Genomic DNA, 9,375 nt, shown 5'->3' on the forward strand with positions numbered 1-9,375 from the left:
CCCCGCCCTCCTTCCGCCGCTTAACTGCCCTGGTTAGAGCTGTAGTTCACACCAGAAATAACCGCTACTGCCGCAGTGCGACGGCGCTTCCAGTTGATCCAGCGCTCAGCGCGAATAGCGACACTGTTGGTCTGGAACATGGATACCAGTTCGGTGCCGGTCGGGGTGATGCTGTCGCCGGTGGGTTCGCTTTCCATTTCCAGCGATGCTTCACGCGACATATCCACTGCCACACCACCATCATCTGCCAGGTAAATATCCGGTGCGTTCACCAGCACAAGCTGGTTACCAACGTACTGGGATACAATGACCGGAAGACCCTGGAAGGTACCGCCAAGAAGCGTCATCTCAGGGTATTCTTTCTGACCCAGAGCATTCTTACGCATGGACAATGCCAGCGCGGTAGTGCTGGACATCAACCAGACCGCGCCATTCGGCTGCAGGTTAGCTGCGACGAAAACCCCAAAGGCGGCTGCAGCGTCGTCATCCGGGCTACCGGTGGACGGGATCGCAGCAATACCATTAGTGACAGATGCAGGAGAAACGTTAGCAACTTCAGCTTTTGACGGGTTGATAAAGTCCGTATCCAGACGGGCAATGACCGCTTCAGCGAGCGCGTTACGTACCAGCGAATCAGCGGCCGGATTGGAGAAGCGGATCAGCTCGTCGGTCAGTACAGCAATAGCCGCCACTTTGGCAAAGCTGAACGTAATCGACTCAAAATCGAATTTGGTCAGCGGTTTGGCCTTTCCCTGCCCAACCCAGTTTGCCGAACCGCCGGAAGTCTGCGCCGGGATACGGATGTTAAACGGGACCTGACGCAGGGCCGGGATGTTGCCCTGCCCAAAACGCCCAATAATGGTCTGCGGGCGGAGAAATTCCACAAAATCCTGTGCATATTCCTGGTATTCCACCAGTGCACCAGCCCAGGTGGGATCGGTTGTGGTACCGGCACCTACAGCCGCCTTCAGTACATGGTGAAGCTTGGCATCGTCAGGATATTGTTTACGTGCAATCTCCAGCGCTTCGGAGCGGCTGCCATTGGCGGCGGCCAGCGCTTTGGCGAAGCGGGCAAAGGCGATACCTTTTTCCAGCTTCTGTTCGACACGGATAATACCTGGCGCACCAGTCTTAACCGTGGTGACTTCGCCATTAGCGGCTTTTGTTACCGGTTTAGCTGTCGATGCCATGTTGCTTTCCATGTCACGAAGACGTTTCAGATGCTCATCAACCGCCTTAATTTCGGTAGACGTGTCGTCGTAGCTTTCGGTTTCTTCTGCGTCAAGCGTACGACCTTCATCAGCAGCTTTGCTCATGATGTCGCTCAGTGAAGCTGCCAGCGCTGCACGCTTCGCTTCGAAGCTCTTAATTTGTTCTGCGATATTCATCGAATTAGTTCCTTTTTTGGTATTGGTTGCTGTAGCGCCAGCGGAAAGGGATGATTTAACGACGGGTTTCTTATTGCCGGACGCGGCAAGAAACTTGCGATCAATTGATTTAACAGACTGAATGGAGCAATCACCATTGGCAGGAACGGTTACAGCGGAAAGTTCATACCATTCCCACGAAATAAACCGGATGCCACCATCGTCAATAAAGCTGTACTCAATGGGCTTAAATCCGATAGAAAGCCCGCGGACAAGTCCCGTTTTGATAGATGCCCAGGCTTCATCAAGCCTGGCGACCAGTTGCGATGGCATATCCGCACCTGGCTTTACCAGTTTTGCTTTAATCTCGATGCCGGCGTCGGTGACTTTTGCTTCAGTAACCTGGCCTATTGGTTCGTCATGCCAGTGTTGCCATAGCAGAGGCAGCGGAAGAGTAAATTTCACCCCGGCGGGGTCTACAATGTCGCCATAACGATCAGGTTCAGGGGTACTGGCGATGCCGGTAATCTCCCGAGAGTCCTCATTGACCGCCTTTACCTGCATCAGGCTATAGGCGCGATTATTCATTTGCTGTCCTCCAGAAACGAAAAAACCCGCCTGTGCGGGTCATTAACTGACGTGTTTGCTATACGAAAAATACCTGGTAATCCTTTTTAGCCGGTTCCGGGTTAAGGGCCATGAGAGAAACAGCGTTAAACAGCGCCATCAGCGGATCAATCTTGCCCTTGCCGCTGGCCTGCTTGGTGATCAAAATGGCGTTGCCTTTCGGCTCAACTCTGGCATTTCCAACACACCACGCCATCATCGGCTGACCGCCATGTATCAAAACACCTTCAGCAAGCTTGCGTTCGGTAGTTTTTATCGCGCCGCCCAGACGCCAGCCCTGGCTGACGCCCACCACTGACTCGGCGGGAATTTCTTCTGCACTCAGCGCATCAAGGATCTGCCCGACTTCGGAGGGGTCAATACCAATTTTATCAAGCAGATCAGCATCCCGGATGCGGCTCACATACTCAACAACCTGCTCGACATCCATTCCGACCCGTTTGACAATGGTCAGATCACCTGCTTTTTCGAAGTCCCTGAGTTTCGGGATCTCACTTTTACGCCTTTCCAGTGCAATCATATGCGCCCAGGCGTGACTCCACGTCAGCCACTCGCGGGTAGTCTTATCGCGCCCAATGACCGACAGACCCAGCAGGTCATCCAGCCCACCGCCATCAATACCGACGGTGATCACTTCGGCGCGCTGGAGTATTTCCTCAAAGGTGACTTTGTGCGCCTGCTGCTCCCAGAAATCAGCGCCGACCCAACGGTCGGAGCGAAGAGCCAGACCGATTTCCACATTAGCGTGCTTTGACATAAAGCCGCGGAATTCCTCTTCCCCTGCTTCTTTGGCTTTCCTGAACTCCCGATAAAGAAATTTCTCATCCACCGAAAAGCCCAGGTTAGGGTTAACCATCGCAAGGTTGTCCACCAGCAGATGTTCGCCGCTGGCCACCATTTCAGGAGGATGTTCGAAAATAACGGGCAGGAAATGCGGATCAATTATTTTCCCGTCACGCACATCACGGGCATATTGAAGTTTCTGCCTGAACACGCCCGCCGGCGGATCGTTTGACTGCGTGGTGGTGTACATCACAAAACCTTCAGGCCGCGATGCCAGACCACCTATAGCCTCACGCAGCATATCGTCGGAGTTGTGCTGCTTACCGAACAGCCATAATTCATCTATCAATGTGCCAACCGATTTAATACCTGAAACTGTATTAGGGTCAGCAGCTACCACTTTCAGTGTGGTATCGGTACCGCGGTGGGTAATAGTCCGGATGTGGGTCTGAACCTGGCACAGATCATCCAGGTCATCATCTCGTTTAACCATATCCCGCGCCGGATTAAAAGCATTGGTGGCAACCTCAACAGTTGGCGCGATGATGGTGTACCCGGCCGCCTGCCGCCAGTTGAGCAGCAGCGCCGTCATCATGATCCCGGCCGCAAGCGTAGATTTAGAGTTTTTTTTCGGTATCAGCACAAATACTTCCGTGATGTGCCGGCGCCCGGTTTCGGCGTCATAAGAGCCAAACAGAGCCGCCACCAGGTCGAACACCCACTGCGCACAGGCTTCTCCAAAGGTCGGGGAACCAGGCGCATCTACGATTTTTAATTGCCTGAAGACACTAAGCGCTATTTCGGCCTGCTCAGGATAGATTGGCGCAGGAATAATAGACTGTCCTTTTTTCAGGCGCTCCGCCCAGTCGGGGCAGGCAGTAGTCCATTCAGGCATAATCATTTCCCTCGGTTATTTACTACCAACTTGGGTGGTTGCTGGACGGCAAATTTATTGGCTGCTTTTTTAGCGGCGTCGCTTTTGGCATCCTTTTTACCCGTTTCGCCCATTTTAGGATGCTTATACGGGAGCATTGCCTTGGCGGCATCCTTACGGACATCAATTTCATTTGCCGTGTTGTTCATTACCCACTTGAGGAAATCGAGGGGGTCCTCAAATTGATCGGGAGACGATGTGACTGAGGGAGTCTTTTCTTCGGGAGTGTTTACCGCTGGGGTATAAACATTCCTTCGATATTCCGGCTCGTCATCAACTTCTACTTTTTCGCTCTTTTTCCGCCTTATAAACGCGATGACCTCCGGGTCTTTAGCAAGCTGCGAACCCTTTGACCGCGCGGATTTTTCAGAGTATCCCGCTTTTATTGCCGCATCTTTCTGGGACATTCCGGACATCAGCGCGAGAGCGAATTTCCGCTTCTGCGCTGTTAACATGTTTATACCCTCCAAAAGGGAATTTTTTCTGTGCGTGAGGGGGGGCGCGGTGTCCAGGGCGATCGAGGTTAACACCCAACCCTCCCCCCCCCACTCCAAATGAGAATCATTATCATTTGAATTGAAATGATTTCAAATGCAATCATTTTCGAATGAAATTGAGAATCGTTCTCATGTGGTATCAAATCACCACGATGCCAGGCCCCTGGTCGTCATCGTTGATGAAATGGTTCAGGGCCTCTCCATCTGGTTGGCCCGTCGAGGCTTCACGCGATGACTTACCTGAGTGGCATTCAATGCAGAGCGTCCAGAGGTTGTGCTCTCCGTTATCGCCGCCGAACTGCAAAGCGACACGGTGATCCAGTTCGCTATCGTGAAGGTCAACGACATGGCCGCACATGCAGCAACGGCCGCCGTCACGCGCATAAATGCGCCGCTTCAGGCTTACCCTTGCGCTGCCACTAACGCGTCGCTGCTCGCCAAATACCGGCTTTATCCTGCGGGTATCGATAGCTTTCAGCCTGGGCTGCAACGTCTTCAATCTAGCCATGTAACCTCCAGGCCCTGCGGCGTTCGGTCCGGGATGAGCCATCAGGGTGACGCTCTACCGGCTCACCATCGGCATGATCCACCAACGAGTAGCATGGATAGATGACGCTACCACCGCATGCATCACCCACGGCATAGTCAGCAGGTTTGCTGCTGGCCCAACGGGATAGCACCCTGGAGATATGCTGCGGCGGTACGCTATAACAGACGCCGTGAATCAGCCGCGGCAGCGTGATGTAATCGGCGCGGGTCTTGTCAGCCACTATCAACCGCTCAACAATCTGCAACTGGTACTGCGGCGGGCGGCCAGTGCCAAGATAGAAAGAGCATAAAGTGTCAGGGAAGCGCTCTAACCATCCCGCAATCAGGGCCACAAAGCGCGGTACCGGTATCGCGTCATCCTCAATGATTACCACACGACAATCCTGCTCAGCAGCCCACTCAAGCGCACGCCGGTGATTCCATGCTGCACCATGATTATCGGGGTCGATCATAACGTGGGCAGTCGGTCCGATTTGGTAAGCCAGCGCTCGTGCCTGAGGTTCTCTTGAGTGATGCCCGACCACCGCAAACTTCACTTGTGTTTCCAAAAGGCGCACTCCTTACCGATACCATCAGACTTGAACACTGTGTGGATACGCGGGCCGGTTACTATCCGATCGCCGAAAGACTTCGCTACTATGCCGAATGCCAGCATGTCACCCACTGCGGCGCCAGCCTGTTCTTTCTTCCAGAATCGGTAACTCTCGATCCGGTAGTAAAGACGGATAATGCCGTGAGCAAATGCCATTACATCATCTCGTGTGCCACCCAGCAGGCCAGCATTAAGCATTAAATCGTTGCGGTGGCATTCAATAAATTCCTGATAGATACGTTCCGGATGATTCTGCTTTGCCCAGGCGTCGGCGTATATCTTCGGTTCTGAGCCGACATAAATACTTCCCGGTTCCATTTCATCCCACGGCGCATGCAGCATTTCCACGTCGGTACCATCAGTACACCAGACTTTCCGGTATTCAGGGTGATCGCGAAGGTGCTGCCAGATGTGCAGCCAGCGGCGGAAATAGACGTTCATTGCAACATCTGGAACCTTCACCAGTTGAGCACCATCAGGAGCGGAGGTTAGCTGATCGGCCAGCACTACGGCATTGGCACCCTGGATAGATTTAGCCCAGGTTGTCAGTGCCGCCGGGTCAGGCTGCATTCGGCTACTGCGCTGCGGGTCAGGCTGACTGGTGAGAAAAGTGGTGATTACCACGTCTCGTTGCTGGCGATATTCAACGTAACCGGTAAAACCGGTATCACGCCGTTCGTTGTGGATCTTAACGTTGCTCTCCACCAGCGTCTGACGTTCAGGCCGCGGTACAGAACGCTCCACCGCTTCATGTTCATCGAGCGAGTAAATCATCTTTTCAGAACCGACAACATCGGCGTAAGCCCATGTCGTCAGACCTGCGTTATGGATGCGCAGGGCAAGGTCACTGTGTTCGTACATACCGCGACCGTAGACAGGATCGAAACCGCCTATTTTCTCAATGGCACTACGATGGTAATACAGCAGGACGCCGCGCTGACCGGTATAGGCAACATGCTTTTCATCACGGTAGAGCACCGCGATGTCGTTCAGCTTATTACGGCCAGCAAGATCTAGAAACTGATAAGCCAGATGGGGCTCTGGTGATTCGATGTAGGGAAGATGCCAGCCGTCGGCGATGGGCCAGGCATCATCATCCCACAGGAAAAGGTGCTCACACCCAGCATCCATCAGCACAGATAAGCTGGCATTCTTCGATGTGACAATGCCCTGCGATGTTTCATGCCTGAGCAGCTGCACGCCATCGGGGACCACTGCTGCAGGTTTAGAACCATCATCGATGACAACCACCAGCGCGCCAGCAGGCAGATACCTCATGTGCTGATCAAGTGAACGCCTCAGAATATCCGGACGCTGGTAGGTGGTTATCGCTATCCCTATACGCGCAGGGACTAAGCTTTCAGGAACAAAACGAACTCCGTCTATCAATACGTCCATACTCCACCCTCTTACAATTGATGTCGGGCAAGTAAGTCATGTAGAACATTATTAAGCTCTTCCAGATGCGTAGCTGTTAGTGTTCTTTTGGGATGAATGACAATCTGAAATCCGTTCAAAGCACGAGGATTATCTAAGTCAATACGCGGCTGGTTTTCTGAGTGTTCATTACTCAGGTTAAATGTCGCGATAACTTTTGGCGTTTCGTTTACTTCAGTTTCTATCACTGTAGAAATCTGATCATCAAGAAGCAATCCGCAAACAGAGATGCCATATCCGAAGAAACGATCGCCGCGGTACAATTTTGCGAGCTGATATTTCATGTGCGTTTCCTTTTAGGCGTGAGCCTGTCGCACGGCAATGCCGCCCGAGAGGTAAACGCTACCTAACGGCATTACCCAGGCTCACTACTGAAAGACTCTCTTTGATGTGCGCGTGCGAAGCGTAATAAAAAAGGCCGCCGTGGCGACCTTGTAGGAAAAATTGACTTTCAAAGACATTCTTGCAAACGTTCAATCAATACTTGGATATCCTGCTTATCCCAAACGACGTACATTTGCCTCTCGTCAAACATACCGTTCCTTGTTTCAGAATGGAGAAATAACGGTATATTCTCGCCATTCTCAGCTGCTGCTAGAACCACATCAGCATGTTGATTTGAATCGTCCCAGTCAAAATCTGGAACGTGCTGTTCATAGTAGTCAACACCAACGACGGTATCTCCCTTGATGTACAACTCAGTAATTGATGTGCTTGGTAATTCAGCAGACCAACTGGTTAAGCTGTAAACAGTATTCGCAGGCAAAGAAAGGAACGTATCCCTGTCTACTATGCGCATAACAACCTCGTCTAAGTTGCTCGTCAGGCTATCAGTGGCAGGCGGTGACGATTCCGCTTTTCGGGAGTTACCCTAGCCACTGACAATTCAATTAGGTGTGGTGGCCGGTGCTGATCTCCGGCATTCAGTCCTTTCAGATTGCCGCAAGTTATGTCTGCGTTTAATGGCCTCTTGGGAACCCCGCAGCGGGCGCGCATCAGCCTGCGCATTCACCACAATTAGACACTATCACAGGCACTCAGTGAATGCCTGTTGTAGTGTCTTAGCTGGACGGCTCAGCAGCGGTATCAAACAGCGCCAGCGCTTCGGTCGCTTCCTGAATCGCTTTGCGGGTCTTCGATACGATTTCACTCTCCGTGAATACCCGATCAAAAGAGTCAGCAAAAAGTTCTGACTTCAGGTAGCTATCACCAACCCAATCAATGGCCAGCTTAGCTGCGGCGGTATCGTAGTTAACCTTCTTGATGATGGTCAGCCGAATCTGTTCTGCAGGTGTGATTTCTGACATGTTTACCTCTGTGCGATGTGGGGAGCATTATCGAGCCACCTCAGGAAGTGGCTCTGTAATGCCCTTAATCGCACTCGCATCTCTTAGGCATGAAATCCCCTTTCCCAAGCTCGGGGTCAGGGATGCATTCCTGAAGAATTGGAGTTACTACGACACCATCAACACAACGCAAAGCAATGGCGTGATGTTTGCCATCTGTGGCTGCGATAAACACCATTCCGTGGTTATATTCAGGCAAGACCTTGCTTTCGATCTCAATATAACCAGATGCGCTCAAACCAACCTGAATGTTGTAATGCTTTAGCACTTTCATTCTGATGTCCTTAATTTCTCTGCCTGCCTGATGTCCGCCTTATCCCGGTTGCACTGCCCCAGCGCCGATAGCAGGCTGACGTTTAAATCGAGGCTCTGGCCCCAAGTCAGGTTGTCAGGAATTTCAGGTTGCGGGATGTCAGCTGTCAGGCTGGCCGGTAACGGGACCACTGGCACTTTGACGTAAACCGTTCGCGAATTGTTGCAGCCGCTTAACTGCGCCAGCAGGCACAGGGCGATTAGTGCAATCATCATTCGCAACAGCAACCCGGATGTCAGCCGAGGCTCCCGATGCGTCCAGTGCGATCTGCTCTTTTGCATGCTGATTGGCCTCAGCGATGGAATTGAAAATAGACATGGTGGTTAGGACGTTTGCCGTGATGGTCTGAGCGCTGCTCGCCTGCTGTTCTGCGTTATCCGCCCTATTGGCCTCGTTCCGTGCCGCGCTTTTGTAATGGCTGGCGGCTATCGCCAGCGCGCCAATCAGCACCGTAACGGCGGCCGGTAGCCAGAACTTTTTCACCAATTCCCAGATAGCCGCGGCACTCATTGCGGATTACTCTGGTTGACCAGGCGGCCTATCACCCCGCATGCAGCGATTACCGCGGTAATGGCACCCATCGTTCCTGGAGGGATTGAAGCTTTGAGGTCCGGCGGCAGCTCCGCCCAGACCGTGGGGATTACCCCAGCCAGCACCAGCGCATGCATGGAGAACCAGCGCCAGGCACTTTTCCAGTCATCAACGAGTTTCATGATTTGACTTCCGCTACGATGCCGCCTGCGGCCTTGAATTTGGCAATGAGGTTGTCGGCCTTATGCTCAAACTGTCCGTAACCAGCGCCCGGGAGGGAGGCCCAGATATTACTGCAGCGATCGATGGCCTGCCGGATGTTCCCGCTGTCGATAAGCGGGATGGCTCCACGCTCTTTAATCTGCTGCAGCGCTACCGCATCCTGACTGGTAGGAGAGA

At 52.7% G+C, this 9,375-nt stretch carries 13 protein-coding genes and 1 pseudogene; all 14 read right to left on the bottom strand.

Annotation, left to right across the window (positions count from 1 at the left end):
* Positions 1-20: 20 nt before the first annotated feature.
* Positions 21-1,955, bottom strand: a complete 1,935-nt coding sequence (locus ACI2JR_RS25160) for a phage major capsid protein (RefSeq protein ID WP_462479740.1) — start codon at positions 1,953-1,955, stop codon at positions 21-23.
* A gap of 58 nt (positions 1,956-2,013) precedes the next feature.
* Positions 2,014-3,675, bottom strand: coding sequence for a terminase large subunit (locus ACI2JR_RS25165; protein ID WP_462479754.1), 1,662 nt, complete (start codon positions 3,673-3,675; stop codon positions 2,014-2,016).
* Positions 3,675-4,166 carry a terminase small subunit gene (locus tag ACI2JR_RS25170; protein ID WP_462479741.1) on the bottom strand — a complete coding sequence of 164 codons (492 nt, stop codon included), beginning with the start codon at positions 4,164-4,166 and terminating at the stop codon, positions 3,675-3,677. Before ACI2JR_RS25170 ends, ACI2JR_RS25165 begins: the two co-directional genes overlap by 1 nt.
* 181 nt (positions 4,167-4,347) lie before the next feature.
* Entirely contained in the window at positions 4,348-4,716 is a 369-nt protein-coding gene (locus tag ACI2JR_RS25175) for an HNH endonuclease (protein WP_462479742.1), read from the bottom strand.
* Entirely contained in the window at positions 4,709-5,305 is a 597-nt protein-coding gene (locus tag ACI2JR_RS25180; protein ID WP_462479743.1) for a hypothetical protein, read from the bottom strand. The genes ACI2JR_RS25175 and ACI2JR_RS25180 overlap by 8 nt, the downstream gene beginning before the upstream one ends.
* Positions 5,290-6,747: a glycosyltransferase family 2 protein gene (locus tag ACI2JR_RS25185; protein ID WP_462479744.1), complete on the bottom strand. Its 1,458-nt coding sequence runs from the start codon at positions 6,745-6,747 to the stop codon at positions 5,290-5,292. The genes ACI2JR_RS25180 and ACI2JR_RS25185 overlap by 16 nt, the downstream gene beginning before the upstream one ends.
* Positions 6,748-6,758: 11 nt before the next feature.
* Positions 6,759-7,070, bottom strand: a complete 312-nt coding sequence (locus ACI2JR_RS25190) for a hypothetical protein (RefSeq protein WP_462479745.1) — start codon at positions 7,068-7,070, stop codon at positions 6,759-6,761.
* Positions 7,071-7,237: 167 nt separating this feature from the next.
* Positions 7,238-7,585, bottom strand: coding sequence for a hypothetical protein (locus tag ACI2JR_RS25195; protein WP_462479746.1), 348 nt, complete (start codon positions 7,583-7,585; stop codon positions 7,238-7,240).
* 262 nt (positions 7,586-7,847) lie between these two features.
* Positions 7,848-8,093 (bottom strand): DUF2560 family protein, encoded by a 246-nt coding sequence (locus tag ACI2JR_RS25200; protein WP_462479747.1) that lies wholly within the window; start codon positions 8,091-8,093, stop codon positions 7,848-7,850.
* A gap of 64 nt (positions 8,094-8,157) precedes the next feature.
* Complete coding sequence (locus tag ACI2JR_RS25205; protein ID WP_462479748.1) at positions 8,158-8,406, bottom strand: hypothetical protein; 249 nt, start codon at positions 8,404-8,406, stop codon at positions 8,158-8,160.
* On the bottom strand, positions 8,403-8,660 hold the full coding sequence (locus ACI2JR_RS25210; protein ID WP_462479749.1) for an Rz1 lytic protein: 258 nt from the start codon (positions 8,658-8,660) through the stop codon (positions 8,403-8,405). Before ACI2JR_RS25210 ends, ACI2JR_RS25205 begins: the two co-directional genes overlap by 4 nt.
* Positions 8,545-8,955: a DUF2570 domain-containing protein gene (locus ACI2JR_RS25215; RefSeq protein ID WP_462479750.1), complete on the bottom strand. Its 411-nt coding sequence runs from the start codon at positions 8,953-8,955 to the stop codon at positions 8,545-8,547. The genes ACI2JR_RS25210 and ACI2JR_RS25215 overlap by 116 nt, the downstream gene beginning before the upstream one ends.
* Positions 8,952-9,158 carry a hypothetical protein gene (locus tag ACI2JR_RS25220; RefSeq protein ID WP_462479751.1) on the bottom strand — a complete coding sequence of 69 codons (207 nt, stop codon included), beginning with the start codon at positions 9,156-9,158 and terminating at the stop codon, positions 8,952-8,954. The genes ACI2JR_RS25215 and ACI2JR_RS25220 overlap by 4 nt, the downstream gene beginning before the upstream one ends.
* Positions 9,155-9,375 (bottom strand): annotated as a pseudogene (locus tag ACI2JR_RS25225) (lysozyme); the annotation flags it as partial. The pseudogene ACI2JR_RS25225 and the gene ACI2JR_RS25220, both read right to left, overlap by 4 nt.

This window comes from Klebsiella sp. NPDC088457 (assembly GCF_044900465.1).
In the GTDB taxonomy this organism is placed as follows: domain Bacteria; phylum Pseudomonadota; class Gammaproteobacteria; order Enterobacterales; family Enterobacteriaceae; genus Klebsiella.

Coding starts and splice junctions, on each gene's coding strand:
- ACI2JR_RS25185 (WP_462479744.1), bottom strand. CDS start 6,747: ATGGACGTATTGATAGACGGAGTTCGTTTTGTTCCTGAAAGCTTAGTC.
- ACI2JR_RS25205 (WP_462479748.1), bottom strand. CDS start 8,406: ATGAAAGTGCTAAAGCATTACAACATTCAGGTTGGTTTGAGCGCATCT.
- ACI2JR_RS25215 (WP_462479750.1), bottom strand. CDS start 8,955: ATGAGTGCCGCGGCTATCTGGGAATTGGTGAAAAAGTTCTGGCTACCG.
- ACI2JR_RS25220 (WP_462479751.1), bottom strand. CDS start 9,158: ATGAAACTCGTTGATGACTGGAAAAGTGCCTGGCGCTGGTTCTCCATG.
- ACI2JR_RS25190 (WP_462479745.1), bottom strand. CDS start 7,070: ATGAAATATCAGCTCGCAAAATTGTACCGCGGCGATCGTTTCTTCGGA.
- ACI2JR_RS25175 (WP_462479742.1), bottom strand. CDS start 4,716: ATGGCTAGATTGAAGACGTTGCAGCCCAGGCTGAAAGCTATCGATACC.
- ACI2JR_RS25210 (WP_462479749.1), bottom strand. CDS start 8,660: ATGATGATTGCACTAATCGCCCTGTGCCTGCTGGCGCAGTTAAGCGGC.
- ACI2JR_RS25170 (WP_462479741.1), bottom strand. CDS start 4,166: ATGTTAACAGCGCAGAAGCGGAAATTCGCTCTCGCGCTGATGTCCGGA.
- ACI2JR_RS25160 (WP_462479740.1), bottom strand. CDS start 1,955: ATGAATAATCGCGCCTATAGCCTGATGCAGGTAAAGGCGGTCAATGAG.
- ACI2JR_RS25195 (WP_462479746.1), bottom strand. CDS start 7,585: ATGCGCATAGTAGACAGGGATACGTTCCTTTCTTTGCCTGCGAATACT.
- ACI2JR_RS25200 (WP_462479747.1), bottom strand. CDS start 8,093: ATGTCAGAAATCACACCTGCAGAACAGATTCGGCTGACCATCATCAAG.